Origin of the sequence: Anabaena sp. WFMT (assembly GCF_051781005.1) — a bacterium.
Taxonomy (GTDB): Bacteria; Cyanobacteriota; Cyanobacteriia; order Cyanobacteriales; family Nostocaceae; genus Anabaena.
The window spans coordinates 118,346-141,305 of record NZ_JBPWOA010000022.1 but is presented as its reverse complement, the minus strand read 5'-3'; the positions used below and the strand labels follow the sequence as shown (position 1 = coordinate 141,305).

Below are 22,960 nucleotides of genomic sequence, written 5' to 3'. Positions count from 1 at the left end.
GAATGTTGAAGGTAAAAACCGTCGCTTTTAGCGATCGCTCTCTAAGTTAGCAATTGCGATCGCTGTCTGTCTGCATACCCATTAACAATTTAGAAAAGTTTAGATGCAGGTAGACTTCAAAAAATTTTTCCCTCTACCTACTATCTTACTTGAAAATCGTCTTATTTGAGTAATAAAATATACACTGGTATCCGTAATTGCCATTAAATTTTAATCATGATATATTGTTTTTTTTAGTTATCCAGAACTAACCAGTGCTGGTATTGTTTATTCAACTGCCTGACTGGGAACAACCCAAAAAGATCATAAATCTTAGACTACACTGGGTGCAACATCTCGACTACTACCAAAAGCGGTACTTGTGCTTGCAGATGTTGAGGGATGACAAGGGTGTATTTATGTTGCAGCAGCATATACTAAGAATCACAATTCAAGGCTAAAGCTTCTGAGGCGATTTCAAATCATGAGCTGGGTGCGATACCTTAGGGGGGTTACGCCAAAGCCAAAAATCAATTCTGAGGATATGACTTACTGTGGGAGAAAAAAACAAAAAGAACTGTGACAATATACACTTCAAGTGTATACTTGACACGGTATTAATAAAGCTATTATTATGGCACGGTTTTACATACCTGGAATCCTCTAGGTGAACTATGTCTATGTCTATCTCTAGGAGACGCTACGCGACCACGGTGCAGGGGAAGTAGGCTGTGCGAATTCCGCTCGATTACTACCGAATTTTAGGATTACCGTTAGCGGCAAGTGAAGAGCAATTGCGGCAAGCATACAGCGATCGCATTGTTCAGTTGCCCCGACGCGAGTACTCAATTACAGCCATCTCTTCTCGTAAACAACTCATAGAAGAAGCTTACGTGGTTTTATCAGATTCCAAAGAACGCAGCAGGTATGATCAGATTTATCTTGCCCACGCCTATGATCCAGATCGGGCGGCAAATACATCTGTATTAGAAAATCGTACCGAAAACAACCGCCGTAATCATGATGTTCAAAGTCTCAGCATCGAAATTGCCCCTGAGGAACTAGTTGGCGCTTTATTACTCCTCCAAGAGTTAGGGGAATACGAACTAGTACTCAAATTAGGTCGTCCATACCTGGTCAATAAAAATGGAGTCGGTGTCAGAGTAGGCAGCCATCTATCCGGCGAGGAATACTCAGCTAGTCCTGAACTATCAGATATTATTCTCACAGTGGCCTTAGCTTGCCTAGAACTAGGACGTGAACAATGGCAGCAAAATCATTATGAAAATGCGGCCATATCTTTAGAAACCGGGGAAGAATTATTAATGCGCGAAGGTATATTCCCTAGCGTGCAATCAGAAATTGCAGCGGATCTTTGTAAGTTGCGACCATATCGCATTCTAGAGTTACTAGCACTACCTCAAGAGAAGACTAAGGAACGCCGTCAAGGCTTGGAATTATTACAGAATATTTTAGAAGAACGGGGCGGAATTGATGGCGCTGGCAATGATCAATCCGGCTTAAATATAGATGATTTTCTCAGATTTATTCAGCAGTTACGCAATCATTTAACAGTTACAGAACAGCATAAACTATTTGAAGCCGAAAGCAAGCGACCCTCCGCTGTTGCCACATATCTAGCAGTCTATGCCTTAATCGCCAGGGGTTTTACCCAACGTCAACCAGCTTTAATTCGCCAAGCCAAGCAAATGCTGATTCGTCTGGGTAAACGCCAAGATGTGCATTTAGAACAATCTCTTTGTGCTTTGTTACTGGGACAAACCGAAGAAGCAACCCGTGTTTTAGAATTAAGTCAGGAATATGAAGCCTTAGCGATTATTCGAGAAAAATCCCAAGATTCACCAGACTTGTTACCAGGACTTTGTTTGTACTGTGAACAGTGGTTACAACAAGAGGTATTTCCTCACTTTCGGGATTTAGTCAGAAAGCAAGCTTCTTTAAAAGATTACTTTGCTGATGCCCAGGTACAAGCTTATTTAGAAGCATTACCAACGGATACCCAAACAACTCATGAATGGTCTGCAATTAACAACCAACCTTTAACCCCACCACAAATAAATAGTCCCCGTTATCACAACCATAACAATACAACTACTCGACCCATCAATCACACACCTGATTCTGAATTAGCAGAACCAGTCAGCCGTGAAGTACCCGAATCTGGACATTTCTCCCTACCTCGATGGCATACTTCACCTAGACCTAGTGGTAGTCAAACACCAGAAATGCCTGGAGAACATTCGGCGACAGCAGAAGTAGTAGCTAAAGGAAATCATCAGCCAATGAATGTCCCTACTCAGACAACTGCACCCGGTCAACCTCAAAAGCGGAAGCGACGCAAGCCAACTTCAGCTAACAGTCGAGGTGTTGGGGAATATCGTCCGTCTCAATCTCGACAAAGGCGTACTTTTGCTCACAGCTTAGATGCAAAAACCCGCTTAGTCTGGATGGTTTTCTTGTCTTTGGGGGGTTTATTAGTTTTTTGGTTACTAGTTTCCACAGCTTTTGGATGGTTAAACAATCTGTTTTTCCCTAGACCATCTCTACAGGGAGAACCGTTGGCGATAGAACTGAGTCAACCACCGATTAGCATTCCTGACCCCAATAGCCCACCAGAAGTAGCTGAAGGTATATTAACAAATGCGATCGCTCAAGAAGTAATTCAAACTTGGTTATCTACCAAAGCCGCAGCCTTGGGACCCAATCATGAAATTAATCGTTTAGATCAGATTTTGACAGGTTCAGCCGTATCACAATGGCGGCTAATTGTCCAGCAAGATATAAAAGACAGCCGCTATCGCACGTATGAGCATGATTTGAAGGTAGAATTTGTCAATCAGATTCCTAGTGTTGCAGATAACGCTGTGGTAGAAGCTACAGTTAAGGAAGTTACGCAATTTTTTGAACTGGGTCAGAATAAAAAGTCTTCTCAGGAACGGTTGCGAGTTCGTTATGATTTAATTCGCAAAGAAGGTGCATGGCGAATTCAGGGTATGTCCGTTGTGAAAAATCTCGGTGTGAGTCAGTAGTTAATATCTGTCTGGTTCTGCGGGAAAAAATCTTTAACCAACCGCAGAGGCGCAGAGAACGCGGAGGGAAGAAAGGAAGAGGGGGTATTCAAAGAAAACAAATGCTGAGATGAATATATTTTAAGGCTAGAATAATCAGGCATTTGTGAATATCCCGGCTTTAAACAGATTATATTTAAATATGAACGCTACACAAGAACAACTCAAACTGAAATTAGCACAGGCTTTGGTAGCTGCGTTTGGTGCTGATTACACCGGGGTAGATCCGATTTTAGTGTCTGCGAGTAATCCTAAATTTGGTGACTTTCAAGCGAACGTGGCTTTATCCCTGAGTAAGAAATTGGGAATGCAACCGAGAGCGATCGCATCTGCTATTGTAGAAAAATTAGATATATCTGATATTTGCGAACCACCAGAAATCGCTGGGCCTGGTTTTATTAATTTAAAATTGCAAACATCCTACCTGGAAGCACAACTGAACGCAATTAAAGCAGATTCTCGGTTAGGAGTTCCAAAAGCCAAAAATCCCCAAAAGGAAATTGTCGATTTTTCCAGTCCGAATATTGCCAAAGAAATGCACGTCGGACACTTGCGTTCTACAATTATTGGTGATTGCATAGCCCGGATTTTAGAATTTCGTGGACATGATGTATTGCGGTTAAATCATGTCGGTGATTGGGGTACGCAATTCGGGATGTTAATCACCTATTTGCGGGAAGTTTACCCAGAAGCACTTACCACCGCTGACGCTTTAGATATTGGTGATTTAGTTAATTTTTATCGTCAAGCTAAACAAAGATTTGATGCAGATGCAGATTTTCAAGAAACCGCACGTCAAGAAGTTGTGAGATTACAAGCAGGTGCAGAAGATACACTTCATGCTTGGAAATTATTATGTGAACAGTCACGAAAAGAGTTTCAAATAATTTATGATTTGCTGAATGTCAAATTAATTGAACGGGGAGAATCTTTTTATAACTCATTTCTGCCAGCAGTTGTAGAAGATTTAGAAGCATCTGGTTTATTAGTAGAAAACCAAGGGGCAAAATGTGTTTTCTTGGATGGTTTTACAAATAGAGAAGGTGAACCGTTACCATTAATTGTGCAGAAATCAGATGGTGGTTATAACTATGCGACCACAGATTTAGCATCTCTCCGTTACCGCATTCAAAAAGATCAAGCCAAACGGATAATTTATGTTACAGATTCAGGACAAGCAAACCATTTTGCTCAATTTATGCAAGTAGCAAAAAAAGCAAATTGGATACCTGATGATGTGGAATTAGTTCACGTTCCCTTCGGTTTGGTTTTAGGAGATGATGGAAAGAAATTCAAAACTCGTTCTGGTGATACAGTCCGGTTAAGAGATTTATTAGATGAAGCAGTTTCTCGCACTCGTGCAGATTTAGAAGCGAGATTAAAAGAAGAAGGTAGAGAAGAAACTGAAGAATTTATTAATAACGTTGCTGACGTGGTTGGTATTAGTGCTGTGAAATATGCAGACTTAAGCCAAAATCGTACTAGCAATTATGTTTTTAGTTATGATAAGATGCTTTCCCTCAAAGGGAATACAGCACCTTATATGATATATGCTTATGTGAGAACTCAAGGCATTAGTCGAGAAGGTAATATTGATTTTGGTAATTTGGGAGCAGATGCTAAAATTCTTCTCAGAGAAGATACAGAATTAACTTTAGCAAAGCACTTATTACAACTAGATGAAGTGATTAGTGAAGTTGAACAAGATTTATTACCAAATCGTTTATGTGATTATTTATATAATCTCAGCGATAAGTTTAACAAGTTCTATGAAAATTGCCCGGTGCTGAAATCTGAAGAACCTATCAGAACATCGCGGTTGATGTTATGTGATTTGACTGCGAGAACGTTGAAGTTGGGATTAGATTTATTGGGGATTAAGGTATTAGAGAGGATGTAGGAGGAAGGTTTATAGTAATATTGTAGGGTGCGTTAGGATGAAATCTGTAAAGCACCATTATCAAGGTTTTTATGCTCGGTAAAAGCCATTATGTCTCCCCTTTTGTATTATTTAAATAGTCCCTGATAATTTCTAAGATTACTTGTTCAATATCTGGAATATTAAATGGGATAATTTTATCTTTAATGTGTTTATGATTTGTGTAACCTAAATCAGGCTTATATTTTGCATTGTCATAGCGAAATATTAAGTTGTTTTCATGCTCTTGATAATGGAATGAATAGGAAAGCTTGTCAAGAGATTCTTGTAGGTCAACATATTCTTTAAAAAATAGGTGAGAGCCTTGCAGAAATTCCAAATTACCTTGGATAAAACCCACGTAACTTGATCTAGAATCTACTGAAAAATTAAAGGATAATATCCATCCATCATTTACATATTTTTGAATAACAGAAATAATATTAGCTTGGTAATTGTTGAGTAACATATTCAATTGCTTCTAACTTTGGCAGAGAATTAGTTAATTTTTCTTTGATTTTTATCTCCCCAAGCCAACTCACATATTCTTCATCACCTCCTTCCAGGTCTTCTGCTGTCCAATGCGTGAAAAAAAAACTCGGACGAAACTTGATATTTTGCTTCAAATTCCATCAATAAGTTATTGGTTTTTGCTAATGAGCGTTGTAAGCTTTTAATCTCAGATTCAATGGCTGTTCTAATTAAATTTTGGACAATTTCAATATCGGGAGAATCGGATCTAATTTGTAGTTGCAACATCACGTTTACCTCAAATAAATTGTCTAAGGCTAAGTTTAATTAACGATAATTGGCGTTGCTGAAACCAAGTATGAATTTAGGTGTAGAGATGCTCCGGCAGAACGTCTCTACAAGAGTTTAGATATCATCAAAAATCATTTTCATACATCAAATCAGCAACGCCCGATAATTTATTCGTTCATTATAGCGGTATGCACTTGAATGAGATACATTATAGTCCCCTCCTCGCTTGCGAGTAGGGGTTTGGGGTGGGGTTCTTGTATTTCATTCAACTGAGAACTGCTATAGCATCGGTTACTTATTGATTGCCGATTTGTCTATATTTTAATTAATATCAATAATCGCTACATGAAAATAAGCTTTTAAAACGTTTTCTTAGAAAAGTTTAAACTTCAAAACCCTGGTAAGTCTGGTACTATACCGTTAACCGTGTGTAATCTGCCACCTTGCCCCAATTATGCTCACAACTCTCCGCCATAATAGCAAGCATTCTCGCTTCCTTCTTTATTCTTTAGCCTTCATCCTTTCTTTCCTCCTTTGCCTACCTTGGGTAAGTGCCAAAGAAACCCCTAAACCCAAACCAGAAGCATGGCAGATTAAAGGTATCGTAGCAGCCCTTGATGATGGAAATGACCAAGTTAAGAAACTTGCTTTTGACAAACTCAATGAATATGATCTGAAAAATTTGCAAGTAGGTGAGAAACCAGAAAATATTGCTCAAAAAGCTGCCAAAATCCTCAAGGATGAAAAGGTGGACTCCAACGTTCGTTATGGTGCGGCTGTGGCATTGGGCAACCTGGGGTCAGCGGCGGCTAACTATGTCCCTGACATCGCCAAAATCCTCAAGGATGAAAAGGTGGACTCCAACGTTCGTTACGGTGCGGCAGTGGCATTGGCAAAAATCAGACAATTAAAGTTAGAAGAAGTTGTTGTCGTTTTGAATTATGTCTATGAGCCAAACCAAGGAATATTTGGGTCAAGTACGGAAGGAAAATTTGAATTTTGGCGGTTTTGGTCTTATTTTTTGAGTGGCGGCACAGATGAAGTCAAAACCCTGCTGACATGGCTAGGCAGACCTGAGCGAAAAACAATTCCTGATAAGCTTACCCATGATGAAGGCAAAAAAACGCTAGAAGTTTTTCTCAAAGTCTGGGAACCAAGTAACGGGTTGGAGAGATTCAGAGAAGATTTAGCAGAACAGATTTCCATAGTTGCCGAGAACAAAAAAGTTGATTGGCAATGGCAAGATATTGGTTTGCTACAATCCCACTACGACAACCTCAAAACTGCCGACTCTACTAAAGCTTATGCAGTTCGTGAGCAAATCATAAACCTCAAAGGTTGGCAGTGGTTTTTTAACGCCCGAATTACTATCATTTCTCACGCTGCCTTTTGGCTGGCACTCATCTTTGCTTATCCCAAATTCCCCCAAATCCAAGCCATCTTCTTTTGGAATCCTTGGGTACGCCGCATTCTCGGTGTCGGTTACGTCGGCTTTCTCCTCACCTGGTTTCCTCCCTTTCGCCGCAAATTATTTGAACCATTCCAGCCATCTCTGTTAGCTGATGTAGGCTTAGATAAATTTAATGACCAATCATACTTCCCAGAGTCAAGAGTCAAAATTCCCGGTTCTGAAGAAATTCTCCCTGTCACCGCAGCCCTCCCCAGCATCACAGGGCAAATTGTCTTAGAAGGCGATTCTGGTTTGGGTAAATCTATGTTTCTGCGTCATCTTGTCAAGAACTCCCAGCGCATTCTTGTTTATCTCCCTGCCCAAAAGTGTCATAAAGGCGTAATTGAAGCCATTCAAGACAAACTACACGGACAGGCACAAGATGCCGGCTTCCTCAAAAATCTGATTTACAGTGGTGCAATAGATATTTGCATAGACGGACTCAACGAAGTCACCGCCGAAACACGGGCAAAAATCGTCCAGTTTGTGGAAAGCTATTTCCGGGGCAACATTATTATGACTACTCAGCCTCTAGAGTGGATACCACCTTCAACGGCAAAGATATATAAATTGCAGCCCCTAGAATCACAACAAATTCAAGAATTTTTGATTTCTCGTCAACCGCGACTACCTAAAAATGCCCAAATTCAAGGCGCTGATTATGAAAAAGCTTGCACTGATTATTTAAAAGAAGTCCTCAAGCAGCAACAAGCCAAGGAAGAGTTAGATGCTGCCCAACGCATTCTATCAAATCCAATGGATTTAACTGTGGTAGCCCTAATGTTATCACAAGGCAAATATCCTAATTTATTTCGTCTGCAAGAACAGCAATACAACTTAATAGCGACAGAATATCTCACAGAATGGAAACAAGAATTTCCCTTGAAGAAATTTTCAGCCGCTGTTTATGAAATGCGAGTCCAAGACAAACAAGCTTTACCAGCAGATGAGTTTTATCAAGTTTTAATGTCTTTAGAAGATGAAAAATACAAGATGGTAGTTAGCCGTCAATGGCAAGATGAAAAAGGCGAAGCCAAGAAAGAATGGTATTTCCGTCACGATAAAATCATGGATTTCTTTTTGGTGCAGAACTTTATCGGTGAAAACGATGCAGCCGAAAGATTATTAGTTGATAGAATGGGTGATCCTCGTTTTCGTGGTGTATATTTCTTGTTAGCAACCTTACTTCCTTTAGATGCAGCCAAAGAATTGCGGGAAAAATTGATTCAGTATGCTGCTGATACTAAAGACAATACTGTTAGTAATACCTTTGTGCAGTTGTTACGAACTAGGTGAAAGGAGCTACTTAATACCATTCATGCATTTAAGCGATACCCTGCTCCACGAACAGTTTCGATGAGGTTGCTACCTAATTTTTTTCGCAAATATCCAACATAAACATCGACAATATTAGACCCAGGCTCGTAATCATATCCCCAGACTCTATCAAGCAGTTGCTGGCGGCTTAGAACCTGTCCTGGATGACGAAAAAAAGTTTCCGCCAAGATAAACTCACGGAAAGGTAGTTCGATTAACTGATTATTTACCTTTACTTTTCTGGTTCTTAGATCCAATACAATGTTATGAGCATTTAGAGTAAATTTTTCTGATGTAGAGATTTGATTGACTGTTCTGAGACGAACACGAATACGGGCAAGTAACTCTTCAAATCGAAAGGGTTTTGTCATGTAGTCATCTGCACCAGCTTCTAAACCAAATACCTTATCTTGGAGATCATCACGGGCAGTCAAAATCAGGATGGGTAGAGTTGCACCTTGCCCCCGCAGGTCTTTCAAGACCTCAAAACCATCTTTACCAGGTAGTCCTAAATCGAGGATAAGAAGTTCAAACATACCACTTAGCCCTAATGACACTGCCTTTTGGGCATCAGTAGCAACCGTGGTGATAAAACCGTGACTCTTAAGACCTTTTTCGATAAAGGACGCAATGCGGGGTTCATCTTCTGCAATCAGAATTTGTGACATCTATCTTCTACTCTTGAAGAGGATTAAGGGGTATGACAATCAAAAAGGTCGATCCTGTTCCTGGTTGACTTTGGAGTTGAATCAAGCCACGGTGTGCCTCTACGATCCCTCGGACAATTGATAATCCCAGCCCCGAACCATCTGAACAACGATGGCTATTCTTGACACGAGCAAACCGCTCAAAAATGCGTTCTTGCTCAGAGAGGTCTATTCCTTCTCCCGTATCCTCAACCCATATTTTCAACTCCCCATGATTGAGGGCAGCACCTAGTGTAATGCGATCGCTTTCCTGGGTATGTTGGACAGCGTTCTGAGCTAAATTCATCACTGCTTGGGTGAGACGCTGGCGATCGCCAACCAATATTCCTTTCACCTTGATCTGAAATTGCCAATTCCGATGGGCTAAAGCCTGTACTTTAGCAGATAATGTGTCTAAAAAAGATTTAGCATCAATGGTTTCGAGTAGTAAAAAGTCTGGACGCTCAGACTTTGCTAATAAACTCAGATCATCCACCAGCCGACTCATGCGGTCAATCTCGTCAATTACTAAATTAATGGTTTCCTGTTCAATACCAGAAGCCTGATCTAGATCGATTAGTTCCAAATGCCCTCGAATGATTGTGATTGGTGTTCTCAATTCATGACCGACATCATTCATAAAGTGTCGTTGACTAACAAAGGCAGCTTCTAAACGATTCATCATGGCGTTGAAAGAGTTTGTTAATTCAGCTAGTTCTCCACTTGTTTGTACTTCGATTCGCTCGTTGAGATTTGTTTCAGTGATTTTAATTGCTGTAGAAATAATGGAGCTAAGAGGAGAAAGGACTTTTCCTGCCATAAACCAAGTCACAACAACAGATAATATAAAGACACCTATCATCACCCAAAAAACTATTTTTAGGGTATCAAAAGCTTCTTCTTGTTCTCCACGTACAGCATGAGCAACAATCAAGCGTCCAATAATCTGTTCTTGCAAGCGAATGGGTTTAACGATATATAGAATATTGCCAGTCCTTGTATTAGGTTGTAGTTTAATACCCTCATGGACTGTTTTTATTTTTATCAAAGACTGCATCAATGATGATTCAGGCTGCAATTCCTTAGGCATTGCTTCCGGACTGGAACGATAAAAATCTTCATTCAAGACACCGATGAGATAAGTGTCATCTTCTGGGATGCGTCGTGAGAGATAAATGTTAAATAAGTTAGCGAGTTGCCCAGCATTTTTTGGATATTGTATTTCTTGATTCCTGAGAGCTAATTTAGATTTAATATGACGGTCATTCTGAAGCAGTCCTTCAAATATCTCTACTTCTTCTCTAATATCTTCAGTAACCCGATTAGCAATTGCAGAAAATACAAATTTGAATATTAATGGTACTGTAATAACTAAAAATAGAGATAACAAAATAAAATAAAAAATGAAAATTCTTGACCGGATAGAGGTAAATATAATGTTTCGACAATTCCACATAAAACTAATTACAGTTATGAATTAAATCTAGTTATGCATATATAAATTCAGTCAAACTTTTTTTTCGGAGTTTAATTAAGGTAGTATCAATCAATTTTACCAAAGAGTGATGCCTACGGGGAGGGAAGCGATCGCGCAGCGTGCCGTAGGCATCGCTCCTTGGTACAGAGTTAGTAAATGAAAGTGGAGTTTATCAAAGTATTCTTCTCAAAAATCACTGTGATTTTTATAACTTTGCACATTGATCTTCTTTACTACCTTGGACTATATTGCCACCACCAGTCGGCTTAGGAGCATTTTCTTTACACTGCAAATTGCCGTTAATGCGATTTTTCTGAATTGTCACCCCTCCAGTATTTTGAACGGCTTGTAAATTTCCGCCAATCTGGTTTTGGTTAGCAACCATTTTTCCTGAGTTTGACTCGAACTGCACATCTCCAGTAACGCGTGTACTCACCACACGAGCAGCACTACCTTGCTTGACTTGGATGCTTCCACCCACGGTAGCACTAGAATTTACATCGACTAGAGTTGCTCCCTCTGCTTGAATACTGCCATTTACTTTTGCACCTATGGCCTTGAGGGTTGCACTGCGTTCGACAACAATATTTCCTTTAACAGTTGTTCCTTTGAGTGTACAAGTTTTGCCTTGAGGTACCTTCACATTATCGACTGTGATTGCACCTAAGCTTCCTTGACAAGCTATTTCTTCTGCGATCGCAATGTGAGGGAACATCAGACTAGTGCTAAGTCCGATCAATGTCATCGCCACACCAGAAATTGATTTTAGCATTATGGTTAAAGTTTTTGTGAAAGGTTACAGTTATTAATGTCACACTGTTATATGAAATTTACTTAAATAATTTATGAGAAAAAGTTCATCAATGAAAAAGCAACCCGAAGTATTTTTTACTTGGGTTGCCTGGACTGCTTTTGATAGGATTAGAAAAAACTGAATTCAGAATCAATTAACCGTGAATAGCAGGAGCAACTAAAGCTACAGGTTGAATATCCCCAGCAGCTAAATCTAAGGGGAAGTTATGAACGTTGCGTTCGTGCATTGTTTCAATTTGTGACTAGAAAAATAAATAGCGATACCGAAAATATTCAGGCACTTAGTTTAGGTGAAATACGTCACGATTATTTATTGTGGCAAATAGTGAGGAGAAATAAATGAAACCAGTAGTTATAATCAAAACTCTCATTACATCACTGGGTTTATTTGTTTTGTTGAACCCCAGTCAAGCATCAGCACAAATTGTACCCCAACCTTGGGTTTCCGTGGGAGGAAAAGATGGTGATGTTACCTATGCTGTGGGTGCGAAGGCTTTTAGTTTAGGTGTTGAAGTGGGAACTGGTGCTGACGGTGCAACAGGGGTAGATATCCTAAAATTCATCAATTTACCTGTAATTTCTCCTTATGTTGGAGTTGGTTACTATTCAGAAAATAAGGGTGTTGCTTTCTCTGGTGGTGTCCAAGCAAACGCAACTAAACACGTTTTTGTCGGTGCTGGTTATAATTCTGTACGTGGTTTCAATGGACAGCTAGGAGTTAAATTCTAATTTTTATCACTGATTTAACGGATTTAAGGATTGCACGGAATGAAGGATTTTTTTGTAAATGAAAGGGTTTAAGACCCCTACGTCTATAGGTAGTGGGAAGGGAGTAATAGGGATTTATTAGGTTTCTCTAGATGTGTAGGTTGGATTAAGGAAAGCAACCCAACATTTTTAGGGATTTTTTTAGGTTTTTCTATATTTTACTCAAGCTATCTATCGCATTCTTTATTATGGGTGTGTTGGGTTTCTCTACGTTCTACCTACCTGTTATTATTATTCTTTTTATAAACAAAAACTATGCCTTAAGATAGTAGTATAGCTATTGTCTATTTATTTTATCTATTAATAATAGAGGTTGGTAAAGAATATTACCTAACTTTTTATTGTGCTATTAATGTAATTTATTTGACAGGAAATTAATTATGCAACCAGGTTTAAATCTACTAGTTCAACTGGTATTAGAGTTTGCACCTGTGATGGTGAATATCATCCAAAAGCAAACAGAAGGTAACTTAAAAAACAATATTTCTCCAATTCCTAAAGCAATCCAAGATTTTATTAAAACTGTAGATAACATTACACACATAGATATTACTGCAACTGAATTTACCCAGCAACAGCAATTAGCTATCTATCACCATGCAACACAATTAAAAATAGCTAATCAAGAGAGAGAAACAGCTATTAAGTTACCAGAAGTGCATAAAATTCTGGATAGCTGGCCTTTGCGATTGTATCCTTCTCAACTTTTAGATTCTTCTCCCAATTGTCAACGTGTCCCACTCAAAGTTTTTCTGGCCGCACCACAAATCCAGTTTGATCAATTTGATTTTCAAAATTCCCAACTTACTGAAGAAATTGAACTAAAATTAGCTGAGGGTTTGCGTGAATTTATCAACAATAATTATTCTCTGCATAACCCAGAAAGACCAATTGAGTTTTTAGCTGGTGCTTGGGATAGTAAGCGGTTTCATAGTGAATCTAGCATTAAGGCTTTGTTTGGTAGTTTAAAAACTCAACCTACTTTAATTTTAGAATCTGAAAAAGATGGAGATTATCTGAATTTCCGCATTGCTTATTGGGGATTAGGACAAGAGAATTATTATTATAAAACTATTTCTCGATTACCCTATCGGCAAATTTTACAAGAGTCTGCTAAAAATCGGGCTTGGGAATGGAAAAAGGTTAAAAATCAACTTTTAGCGCTAGGAGAGGATTTAGAAGTAATTAACAATTTAGGTGGAGAAAGAAACCTAAATTTGGAAATTTTAGAAAAAGTCGAAAAATGGCAATCTCAAGGAATTGATGTTAGTCAGTTATCTTTAGAATATCACATTAGTTATCATGATTGGGAACATCTTTTTCAGGTTTTAATTACTTGTCACTGTTTAGTTACTGCTTGGGTAACAGATGCTTATCATTTGGTTAATTATGATGTCAATCCCTTGTTACCAGAATTGCTACCAAGCTTACTCAATGATGCGGTAGATTTACAATCATTACAGCTAATTGCTAATAGTTATAAACAAGTTTACCAAGCTTTAAAAAATGAATGCCGTTCTAGGGTTCCAGAGTTAGTTTTGCAATTAGCTCAAAGTTTATCTCATATTCCTAATTTTAATTGGTCACAAGAACAAGTTGATTACTCTATTGATACTTGGTTAGAAATGCGGCAAGTATCAACAAAAGATGTAATTCATCCTTTAAAAGCGATGCAATTAGCATTGAAAGTGGAAGATGAAACTTATATCAGCAAATTGAAAGAATATTTTACCAAAAATTGTGATGGTGAAAATCTTGTTTACGTGGAAAGTCTTTTGGAAGAAATATCCATTCTTAAAGTCAAACGCAATTTAGAAAATGTCAATCTTAAGTATACCCTTACAGGACATTATGGTAAAGTTACTTCTGTAGCAATAAGTCCAGATAACGAGTTTTTAGTTAGTGGCTGTGCAGACAAAACTATTAATATGTGGAATCTGCAAAGTGGTAAGTTAATTCGCACTTTTACAGGTAATTCAGGTGCTATTTCTTCTGTATCTGTGAGTCCTGATGGCAATTTTCTTGCTGTTGGTAGTTCTGAACATCCACAAAGTAATGTTAAGGTATGGAATCTAAAAACGGGTAAACTTATCCATACTCTTTTAGGACATCAAAAACCTGTTAATGTAGTGGCTATTAGTCCAGATGGTGCAATTCTTGCTAGTGGTAGTCATAAAATCAAAATTTGGAGTTTACAAAAAGGAGAAAGAATTTGCACTTTGTGGCATTCATCAACAGTTGATGCTATTGCTATAAGTGCAGATGGGACAATTCTTGCTAGTGGCAGTTCTGATTCTAAAATTAGATTGTGGAATCCCCACACAGGTGATCCGTTACGCACTATTGCTGGTCATTTAGGTGAGGTGACATCAATAGTTATTAGTGCAGATGGGAGATTTCTATTTAGCAGTAGTGCTGATAAAACAATTAAAATTTGGCATTTGAGTACAGGTAAATTGCTAAATACTTTAACTGGACATACAGATAAGGTAAAATCTATTGCTGTTAGTCCAAATGGGGAATTTATATTTAGTGGTGGTGCGGATCATAATATCAAGATGTGGCGTATTTCTACAGGTGAAGTTTTGCAAACTCTGACGGGACATTCTGGGGTGGTGAATTCGATTTCGTTAAGTGCAGATGGTAGGTTTCTAGCTAGTGGTAGTGCTGATAAAACCGTTAAAATGTGGGAGGTGATCAAGTAGGAGTGTTTAAATTTCATGGGACAATATGGACCGAATCCTCTCTATCCCTTTCCAATAGCAGAACATCGTCGGGTTTGCTTTATTAAAAGTTGTGTCAAATCACCAAATATCATTGTTGGTGATTACACTTATTATGATGATCCAGTGAACCCGGAGGAGTTTGAAAACAATGTCCTTTACAACTATGGTAGTGATTCTTTAATTATTGGTAAGTTTTGCGCGATTGCAACTCATGTTAAATTCATCATGAATGGTGCAAATCACAAAATTGATGGAATTTCTACTTACCCATTTCCGATTTTTGGTCATGGTTGGGAATCAGGAATATCAAATTTGATGAATTTACCCAATAAAGGTGACATCATCGTTGGTAATGATGTTTGGATTGGTTATGATTCCCTGATTATGCCCGGAGTAAAAATAGGTGATGGTGCTATAATTGCAGCGCGTTCCGTAGTTGTGAAAGATATTCCCCCCTATACTATCGCTGGTGGTAATCCTGCTGTTCCTATTAAGCAACGTTTTAGTGATGAGGAAGTAGAAGTTTTGCTTTCTGTTCGGTGGTGGGATTGGGACATCGAGAAAATTACGCGCAATATTAATGTGATTATGAATGGGGATATTCAGAAGTTGAAGGATTTGGTTTAAAGATTGAACTAACCACAGAGACACAGAGAACGCAGGGGGAATTTGATTTTAACCGATGGGATAAACTAGTTCTCTAACACTGGTTGCTGAGTCTTGCTGTAGTGCTACAGATGCGATCGCTTGAGCTTCTGTTATAGTCATGTGTGAGATTACCTGTTTGAGTGGGGCTATGGCTTGGGGATTGACACTCAGTTCATCTACTCCTAAACCTAATAAAATGGGTGCAACTATGGTTTCTGCTGCGACTTCTCCACATAATCCTACCCATATATTAGCAGTTTGAGCAGCTTGGACAGTTTGTTTAATCATGCGTAATACCGCAGGTTGCAAGGCATCGGCTAAAGTTGCTACTCTAGGATTTGTGCGATCGCCTGCCATGACATACTGGCTTAAATCATTTGTCCCAATACTAAAAAAGTCAACTTCCTTGGCTAACTGATCAGCTATAGCTACTGCTGCGGGTGTTTCTATCATCATTCCCACTTTCATTGTTTCATCAAAACTGATCCCCGCTTGTCGCAGTTCCCTCTGTACCTCCACCAAAATTGCCCTAGCTGCCCGTAATTCTGTTAAAGTGGCAATCATCGGCCACATGATTTTGATATTATTCCCCACACTAGCGCGTAAAATTGCCCGTAACTGAGTTTTCAATAACTGGGGATTTTCTAAACAAAAACGAATTCCCCGCACACCTAAAAACGGGTTAGCTTCTGTCACCCCCGAACTTAGATAAGGAAGGTGTTTATCTCCACCTATATCCAAAGTGCGAATAATTAACGGTTTATTTCCTAAAACCTTGACTATGGCTTGATAAACTTCTAATTGTTCCTCTTCACCTGGTGCATTTTTCCTTTCTAGATACAAAAACTCGGTGCGAAGTAATCCCACACCCTCAGCACCATGATTTATCGCCGCTTGGGCATCCGCAATACTACCAATATTAGCAAAGACTTTAATGTGCTGACCATCACGGGTAATTGCTGGTTTGTGTGCCAGCTTTCGGGCTTCGGCTTGGGTTTTCTGCCATATCTGACGCTTGGATTCTAGTATATTTAATGTCTCTACATCTGGTGCTACCCAAGCTTTACCGGTTTCGCCATCTAATGCTATCAAAGTCCCATTTTCCAGGTTTAACACCTGAGCATCTACACCCATAACCGCAGGAATCCCCAATGTCCGGGCAATAATGGCACTGTGAGAAGTCGCACTCCCAGAGGTCATGCAAATACCCATCACCTTGCTGGGGTCAAGCTTGGCCGTATCTGAGGGGCTTAAATCTGTTGCTACTATAATTGATGGTTCTGTCAGTTGTAAGTCAGTAGGAGCATTACCCAGTAAGATTCTTAATACCCTGCTGCCCACATCAACCACATCATCAACTCGTTCTTTTAAGTAAGCATCCTCAAGTCTGCGGTAGGAATTCGTCACTTCATCAACTACGGCTTGCCAAGCAAATTCTGCATTCAGATGTTGTTCTACTATATGATGACGTGCGGCATCGAGCAAGACGGGATCTGTTAAAAATAGCAGGTGAGCATCAAAAATTGCCGCTTCTGCATCACCAATTTGAATAGATGTGTGGGAGAGTAAAGTTTGAATTTCCTGTTTTGCTATTTGTATAGCAGATTGTAATCTTTGCCACTCTATTTCTACATTTTCTATATGATATTCGGTTATTGCAACTGAGGCAGATTGATAATGAAATAATGGTGCGATCGCAACTCCTGGAGAAGCCGCAATTCCCGCTAGTTCACCCTGAGTAGGGGCAACAAATTCCTGGGGAGGTGCTGTTAATTCAGCAATGCTATCATCTTCGCCAAAGTTGTTGATAATTAATGCTTGTAACGCTTGCAGGGCTTCCTGGGCATCAACACCAGTAGCAGTAATCCGCAATTCATGCCCTTGACGTACCCCCAAGGTGGCAACTTGATTAATACTGTCACCCCGGACAGCCTCTGAATTTCTGGTTAAATTTTGTACCTGGATTTGTGATTGAAAGCGGGATGCAGTAGCGACAAATTGGGCAGAAGGACGAGCGTGTAAACCTAGGCGGTTACTGACTTTTAAGCGTATTTCTCTGGTGGCAACTTCGGTGTTAGTGATGGGTTGACTACTTACCACTGGTAAGGGATGAGCATCTAAACCCAACTGTGTGGCTTTGGCTACTAATGCCCCGTTTGCTTCTGCCATGACTTGTTGGATATTCATACCCGCAGCAGCAGCAACAGTAGCAGCAATAGCCCCTTCTACTAAGGGTGCAGCACAAAGATATACTTTTTCTTGTTGTTCTGGGGGTAGAAACTCCAGAGCCATTTCTGCACTCATTAAAGCACTACCCAAATCCATCAGAACTAGAACACCGTCATCAGAGAATACAGAAGCGATCGCTTCATAAACCTGCATTACATCTGTACCCAGTGGATTTGCAGGATCATCAACACCTGCTGCGACAGCAAGAGGAACTTGTCCTTGAACCATCTGTGCGGCTAGTTCCCGCACTCCCAAAGCTAATTGTTTACTGTGAGAAACAATAACTATTCCCAGCACTGCAATACCTTAGCCAGTTACCCATTCTATTATTCCTTGACAATATACCAATGACGACATTTATTTAGGTTGATTTAGGTTTTGACAATTTTTATTTGCTTCCTCGGTTGTAGGCGATTCCTACGGAGCGCTTTCCTTCGGAACACTTCGTGAACGCTATCGCAATTTTCTATCTTCCTTCACCTAAACATGGACATCCTAAATGCACACACAGATTTTGGCAATGTTGATTTACCTGTGGTTGTAGACTAGATATAGTGATGGGATTAGCAGGTAATAGTGTTGCAAAGGATCTTCCTGAGTGTATTTCATCCCATAGTGATCGCATTTGTAAACCCCGTCCTTTACCGGGTGCATGAATGCCAAAACCAGAAATGATACTGCACCAAACAGGCCGAAAATGCCTAATCAGAACAGACTCACCCCAAGCTACTAAATCTACAGCCATTGCTACTACCGTAAAGTGAAAATCTGCAACATTGAGATTGTTAGCTTGGCGAATAGAATTTCTATGTTCTCTTAAACGACCAATCAAACCGCCCGTAATAGTTCCCTTTCCAGTCCGCTTCCCTGGATTTTCCGCTTTACCAATGTAAATTGGCAGACAACAAGAATTTTGATTGGCGTAAGTTATGGCTGAGTAGAGCGGAAATTCTCCCCTGTAATAAAGTACATAGACACCAACATACCCAGCTAACTCTTCTTTGAGTTCTTCCAGTTCAGAAAGAGGATAACAATGCTGTCTAGCTTGAAACTCAATTAACTTATTGCGTAGTGTAGGCGGTGCTTGAAAAACTTCTAATGGCATGAGCAATTTTAACTAGACAGCAGTCTCAATTTTGAGCGAAGATTGAACTTCTTGTAAATGGGTGCGGATGCTAGTAGCGATAATATAAGCCAGGTTAACAGGTACAGCATTACCAATTTGACGCATTGACTCACCCCAAGTGCTGGGAAAATAGTAATCATCAGGGAAAGTCTGTAATCTTGCTGCCTCACGTACCGTAAAATAGCGGACTTGTCCATCGGGGAAAGCAAGCATATTTTCACCTCCAGGGACACCATGGACACCCGCTTTGAGGGTTTTAGCTGGTTCATCCCAAGGGCTACCCGTGTGGCCTGGATAACTTCTAGCACCTGGAATGTAGATATGATTAGGAATTTCTGCTGCCAAAATACTATTTTCAGGTGGTGGTAAGTCGGCTATTGCATCCCGCACAGTCAGCCAAGGGGAAGTTATGCTACCAATTAAACTTGCTCCCTTCCGTTGGTAGCGATCGCGTATTTTTGTGGGCATTTCTGGGCGGTATAATTTAGCAATACCGTGACGTTCCCAGTATTCACCTGTTATCCATTTATGCCAAATCAGCGCCTCTTCTGTATGGGTTGGTTCAGGAAAAGACCATTTAGCTTGTAAATCTGAGCGCAAACCAACAATAAAAACTCGCTCCCGTTTTTGTGGTACTCCATAATCAGCTGCATTTAACAGCTGCCACGTCACCCGATAACCAAGTTCATCATTGGTATGACTGTGCTGATATTGCTCAAGTCTCACTAAATGATCAGCCCAAGATTCATCAGCCTTGGGTTGCACTTCAGGATAATTTAACTGTAAAAGAATATACTGAAAATAATTGATGAAATTACGTCGCACTAAACCACGGACATTTTCAATTAAAAAAGCTTGGGGATTTAATTCCCGCACAGCCCGGAAAAATTCGGGAAACATATCCCGTTTATCTAAATAACCATGATGATTTCCTCCAATAGAAAAAGGCTGACACGGTGGACCACCTGCTAAAAGGTCTATTTCTCCTCTCACATCAGAGTAGTCAAAATCAGCCACGTCCATTTGATGGAGATACCAGTCACTCACAAGTCGCATCCCTCGACGTTGATTTTCGCGGATGGTGTTGCAACTATGTTTATCCCGTTCCACAAGTGCTTGATGCTGGAAGCCCGCGCGATCGCACCCCATCGCCAAACCTCCAGCACCTGTAAATAACTCTAGTGATTTGAATTTAGACACAGACTAGTTATCAATTTTCTTGCCAACTTACTTAGCTAACTTGATTAAATCATCTAATTCTTGTTGCATTTGACTTTTCACTAACTCATAGCATTCGTTAACATAAGAGCGATCGCTCGCGGCTTCCCTACCATAGCGTTCAAATACAATTGGTGGACAAATTCTTGTGTACATAGGCACTGGCATAGGTATATTTGGCAGCGGACCAATCGCTAAACCCCAAGGTAATCCCAGATAAACGGGAAAAACCAAAGGATCAACCCCAAACAGCCAAGGCATCCCCCATTTGTGCAATTGCTGCATAACTTCATACACATCAGCCAACACAATCAGAGTGTCATGAGAACCCCAGGAAATAGCAGGTACAATTGGCACATTTTCACGCAAAGCCAGTTTGATAAATCCCCGACGTTCAGCAAAATAAATTTTGTCCCGCATTTGATGAGGTCGAAATACATCTTCTGGACCACCGGGATAAACCAACACACTAGCTCCAGAATGCAAAGCCGCATAAGCCATTTTGGGGTGAGCCATAATAGCTCCAGCTTTCATGGCCATTTCTGCAATCGGGGGAACAACTTCCCAGACTTTGGGATGCATTAAACCGTAAAGTGGTTTTTCTGCCCCAAACCGACGCACCCAGTCATACAACATCATGGATGTATCAGGGGAAGCCAGTCCTCCATTGTGAGAACCAACAACAAGGACTTTTCCCTCTGGGACATTTTCCCAACCACTGGTTTGAACTCGAAAATAGTAGTTATATAAAACGCCTAATATAGGCATGAGATTTTCGATGAACTTTGGATCTCGCTCGTCCAAAGACCACCCTAATTTTGTGTTCTGGGGGTGTTTTAGTTTTAACATCGAAGCATTTTATCAAATTATTACGAATTATTAATTATTTTAACCAGGTTTCCACGGTACTTGGAAACTGTGGGGAATCACACTAGGTAACCCTAGTTTGCAAACTGGTTCATCATTTAAGCCTTGGCTCTCAAATACCCAAACTTCACTATGATCAGTATTACCATCATAAACCACTGTTAAAATCCAACCTTGCTCAGAGTTTTGAGGATCTTGAACGTGAATAGGTTCAGAAGGATAACGATTTTCACCTAAATCTGCTTCTGTGAGAGTTGCGGTTTGATAGTCGAAACGAGCAATATTATTTAAGATTTCTCCTTCTTCTGTTCCTTCCCGAAAAATAGACATATAGCTACAGGGAGAAAATTTACTGACATTTTTAGCAGGAACAGAAGGAAATTCACAATTTCTATCCAAGAGAGTTTCAATTCCCCTCACTTTGCCAGTTTGGGGATTAAGTTGTACCCGCGTCAACGTAGTTTTAGCAACTGTTTGAGTTTTCCCAGTCGCTACTTCCCGCAAAAACTCGTTAGTCTGAAAATCTGCATACTTAGCAAAATCTACAATTACTGTACCGCTCTCATCAACATAGCCATTACCAAAATGCCATTGAAACCAAGGTTCTGTTTCTCCCCGACTCACCACAGATAAAGTTTCTCTATCAATAACTACAATCTGATTTCCCTTTTCCGGTTGCCAGCTTAAAGAATCACTATAGCTACTAGTTCCAAAAAGAACAGGCCAAATATTTAACCGCACCGCCGAAGCAAAAAATACTAAATATTGTCCTGCTAACACAAAATCATGTATGACGGGAAAACCTTCTAAGGTAAATTTTGCCTTTTTGAGAATCTTTCCAGTTAAGTCACTTTTGTAAATATGCAGTATGGCATTAGGCCCAGGACTCATACCAAAATTAAAAATTTCCCCCGTTGCATAATCAACTTTAGGATGTGCAGAATAAGGTTGTTTCTTCTCCAAACCATCTAAATTATCTAATCCTTGGGTTTCTAAAGTCTGCAAATCTAACGCATAAGGATTATCCCCTTCCCACAATGCCAGCAGTTTATCAGGTAACGCCAAAACAGAAGTATTTGCAGCGTGCTTAACTGGTTTTCGCCATTGATTCAAAATAGCCCCCGGTGCAGTCATGCCATAATTACCATACAGAAATTTACCCGCAGCAGTTTCTTCTTGATAACCACCAGTCTGCACATAGCGATAAACCCCAGTCGCACCAGCATCAGTAAAATGAACAGCCAAAATAGCCCCATCTCCATCAAACCAATGTCCTACTGACAAACCACCCCTTTCTAGTCGCGCTGCACCGTTGCGGTAAAGTGTCCCTCGTAAACCATCAGGGATTTTACCCGCGATAACAGGTAGTTGAGTAAGAGGAAATTCAGTTGCAGGTTGAGATATTGCCCCTGCCCATGCTTTTTTAGTTGACTTTCTATCAATTGTTTGCATAGTTATAAATTAGATATTTTCTAGAAATTCTTCAACAGCAAGTTTCTATCTTCCTTCATCTAAACACGGACATTCCAACCGCGCACACAGATTTTGGCAATGTTGAGTAACTTGTGGCTGTAGGCTAGAGATAGTGATGGGATATGGAAATTTTCCTGAGTGTATTGTAAAACTTCGCCCAATTTATAGACAAATATAGTCATCTCTACAAAATATAGGATTACTATTTGATTTTTGAACAGGATTAAGTATTGTAGGGTGCGTTAGGATGAAATCCGTAACGCACCATTCTCAAGGGTTTGGTGCGTTACGCTGTCGCTCTAAGTGTAGCCATGCCCGCAAGGGCTTTACACACCCTACGTATATTTTCAATAATCAAACCGGATTCCTATATTTATCACCGTATATACTTACTGGATTGCATAGGATTTATTA

General features: G+C 39.9%; 16 protein-coding genes and 1 pseudogene. 6 read left to right on the top strand and 11 right to left on the bottom strand.

Annotated features, from left to right (window positions below; translation table 11 throughout):
* Positions 1–710: 710 nt before the first annotated feature.
* Together ACSQ6I_RS14510 and argS are read left to right on the top strand one after the other, a co-directional pair.
* Positions 711–3,029 (top strand): IMS domain-containing protein, encoded by a 2,319-nt coding sequence (locus tag ACSQ6I_RS14510; RefSeq protein WP_438891022.1) that lies wholly within the window; start codon positions 711–713, stop codon positions 3,027–3,029.
* A 181-nt stretch (positions 3,030–3,210) separates the two neighbouring features.
* Positions 3,211–4,968: an arginine--tRNA ligase gene (gene argS, locus ACSQ6I_RS14505; protein WP_438891021.1), complete on the top strand. Its 1,758-nt coding sequence runs from the start codon at positions 3,211–3,213 to the stop codon at positions 4,966–4,968.
* Positions 4,969–5,056: 88 nt separating this feature from the next.
* Here argS and ACSQ6I_RS14500 read toward each other — a convergent pair whose 3' ends face one another.
* Both ACSQ6I_RS14500 and ACSQ6I_RS14495 read right to left on the bottom strand, forming a co-directional pair.
* Positions 5,057–5,455 (bottom strand): toxin-antitoxin system TumE family protein, encoded by a 399-nt coding sequence (locus ACSQ6I_RS14500; protein ID WP_438891020.1) that lies wholly within the window; start codon positions 5,453–5,455, stop codon positions 5,057–5,059.
* Positions 5,430–5,612: a hypothetical protein gene (locus ACSQ6I_RS14495; RefSeq protein WP_438891019.1), complete on the bottom strand. Its 183-nt coding sequence runs from the start codon at positions 5,610–5,612 to the stop codon at positions 5,430–5,432. The genes ACSQ6I_RS14500 and ACSQ6I_RS14495 overlap by 26 nt, the downstream gene beginning before the upstream one ends.
* A 653-nt stretch (positions 5,613–6,265) precedes the next feature.
* Between ACSQ6I_RS14495 and ACSQ6I_RS14490 the strand changes: the two genes are divergently transcribed.
* Positions 6,266–8,494: a HEAT repeat domain-containing protein gene (locus ACSQ6I_RS14490; RefSeq protein WP_438891052.1), complete on the top strand. Its 2,229-nt coding sequence runs from the start codon at positions 6,266–6,268 to the stop codon at positions 8,492–8,494.
* Between the two features lie 20 nt (positions 8,495–8,514).
* Here ACSQ6I_RS14490 and ACSQ6I_RS14485 read toward each other — a convergent pair whose 3' ends face one another.
* The 4 genes and pseudogenes from ACSQ6I_RS14485 to ACSQ6I_RS14470 all read right to left on the bottom strand — a co-directional run.
* On the bottom strand, positions 8,515–9,183 hold the full coding sequence (locus tag ACSQ6I_RS14485) for a response regulator transcription factor (RefSeq protein WP_438891018.1): 669 nt from the start codon (positions 9,181–9,183) through the stop codon (positions 8,515–8,517).
* A 7-nt stretch (positions 9,184–9,190) separates the two neighbouring features.
* Complete coding sequence (locus tag ACSQ6I_RS14480) at positions 9,191–10,657, bottom strand: ATP-binding protein (RefSeq protein ID WP_438891017.1); 1,467 nt, start codon at positions 10,655–10,657, stop codon at positions 9,191–9,193.
* A gap of 226 nt (positions 10,658–10,883) precedes the next feature.
* On the bottom strand, positions 10,884–11,450 hold the full coding sequence (locus ACSQ6I_RS14475; protein ID WP_438891016.1) for a hypothetical protein: 567 nt from the start codon (positions 11,448–11,450) through the stop codon (positions 10,884–10,886).
* 175 nt (positions 11,451–11,625) lie between these two features.
* Positions 11,626–11,727: pseudogene (locus ACSQ6I_RS14470) on the bottom strand (photosystem II protein D1); the annotation flags it as partial.
* A 103-nt stretch (positions 11,728–11,830) separates the two neighbouring features.
* On the opposite strand from ACSQ6I_RS14470, the gene ACSQ6I_RS14465 reads away from it, so the two are divergent.
* The 3 genes from ACSQ6I_RS14465 to ACSQ6I_RS14455 all read left to right on the top strand — a co-directional run bounded on the left by ACSQ6I_RS14465 (position 11,831) and on the right by ACSQ6I_RS14455 (position 15,612).
* Complete coding sequence (locus ACSQ6I_RS14465) at positions 11,831–12,220, top strand: hypothetical protein (RefSeq protein ID WP_438891015.1); 390 nt, start codon at positions 11,831–11,833, stop codon at positions 12,218–12,220.
* 419 nt (positions 12,221–12,639) lie between these two features.
* Positions 12,640–14,964 (top strand): WD40 repeat domain-containing protein, encoded by a 2,325-nt coding sequence (locus tag ACSQ6I_RS14460; protein WP_438891014.1) that lies wholly within the window; start codon positions 12,640–12,642, stop codon positions 14,962–14,964.
* Positions 14,965–14,979: 15 nt separating this feature from the next.
* Positions 14,980–15,612: a CatB-related O-acetyltransferase gene (locus tag ACSQ6I_RS14455; RefSeq protein WP_438891013.1), complete on the top strand. Its 633-nt coding sequence runs from the start codon at positions 14,980–14,982 to the stop codon at positions 15,610–15,612.
* A 48-nt stretch (positions 15,613–15,660) separates the two neighbouring features.
* Here the strand turns inward: ACSQ6I_RS14455 and ptsP are convergent, their stop codons facing one another.
* The 5 genes from ptsP to ACSQ6I_RS14430 form a co-directional block, all read right to left on the bottom strand.
* Positions 15,661–18,159, bottom strand: coding sequence for a phosphoenolpyruvate--protein phosphotransferase (ptsP, locus tag ACSQ6I_RS14450; RefSeq protein WP_438891012.1), 2,499 nt, complete (start codon positions 18,157–18,159; stop codon positions 15,661–15,663).
* Between the two features lie 169 nt (positions 18,160–18,328).
* Entirely contained in the window at positions 18,329–18,967 is a 639-nt protein-coding gene (locus ACSQ6I_RS14445) for an Eco29kI family restriction endonuclease (RefSeq protein WP_438891011.1), read from the bottom strand.
* Positions 18,968–18,979: 12 nt separating this feature from the next.
* A complete protein-coding gene (locus ACSQ6I_RS14440; protein WP_438891010.1) occupies positions 18,980–20,188 on the bottom strand; it encodes a DNA cytosine methyltransferase in 1,209 nt (402 codons plus the stop codon).
* Positions 20,189–20,215: 27 nt separating this feature from the next.
* Positions 20,216–21,055, bottom strand: a complete 840-nt coding sequence (locus tag ACSQ6I_RS14435; protein WP_438891009.1) for a lysophospholipid acyltransferase family protein — start codon at positions 21,053–21,055, stop codon at positions 20,216–20,218.
* 39 nt (positions 21,056–21,094) lie between these two features.
* Complete coding sequence (locus tag ACSQ6I_RS14430; RefSeq protein WP_438891008.1) at positions 21,095–22,525, bottom strand: carotenoid oxygenase family protein; 1,431 nt, start codon at positions 22,523–22,525, stop codon at positions 21,095–21,097.
* Positions 22,526–22,960 lie beyond the last annotated feature (435 nt).

Coding starts and splice junctions, on each gene's coding strand:
- argS (WP_438891021.1), top strand. CDS start 3,211: ATGAACGCTACACAAGAACAACTCAAACTGAAATTAGCACAGGCTTTG.
- ACSQ6I_RS14430 (WP_438891008.1), bottom strand. CDS start 22,525: ATGCAAACAATTGATAGAAAGTCAACTAAAAAAGCATGGGCAGGGGCA.
- ACSQ6I_RS14460 (WP_438891014.1), top strand. CDS start 12,640: ATGCAACCAGGTTTAAATCTACTAGTTCAACTGGTATTAGAGTTTGCA.
- ACSQ6I_RS14465 (WP_438891015.1), top strand. CDS start 11,831: ATGAAACCAGTAGTTATAATCAAAACTCTCATTACATCACTGGGTTTA.
- ACSQ6I_RS14475 (WP_438891016.1), bottom strand. CDS start 11,450: ATGCTAAAATCAATTTCTGGTGTGGCGATGACATTGATCGGACTTAGC.
- ACSQ6I_RS14485 (WP_438891018.1), bottom strand. CDS start 9,183: ATGTCACAAATTCTGATTGCAGAAGATGAACCCCGCATTGCGTCCTTT.
- ACSQ6I_RS14480 (WP_438891017.1), bottom strand. CDS start 10,657: ATGTGGAATTGTCGAAACATTATATTTACCTCTATCCGGTCAAGAATT.
- ACSQ6I_RS14500 (WP_438891020.1), bottom strand. CDS start 5,455: ATGTTACTCAACAATTACCAAGCTAATATTATTTCTGTTATTCAAAAA.
- ACSQ6I_RS14435 (WP_438891009.1), bottom strand. CDS start 21,055: ATGTTAAAACTAAAACACCCCCAGAACACAAAATTAGGGTGGTCTTTG.
- ACSQ6I_RS14455 (WP_438891013.1), top strand. CDS start 14,980: ATGGGACAATATGGACCGAATCCTCTCTATCCCTTTCCAATAGCAGAA.
- ACSQ6I_RS14445 (WP_438891011.1), bottom strand. CDS start 18,967: ATGCCATTAGAAGTTTTTCAAGCACCGCCTACACTACGCAATAAGTTA.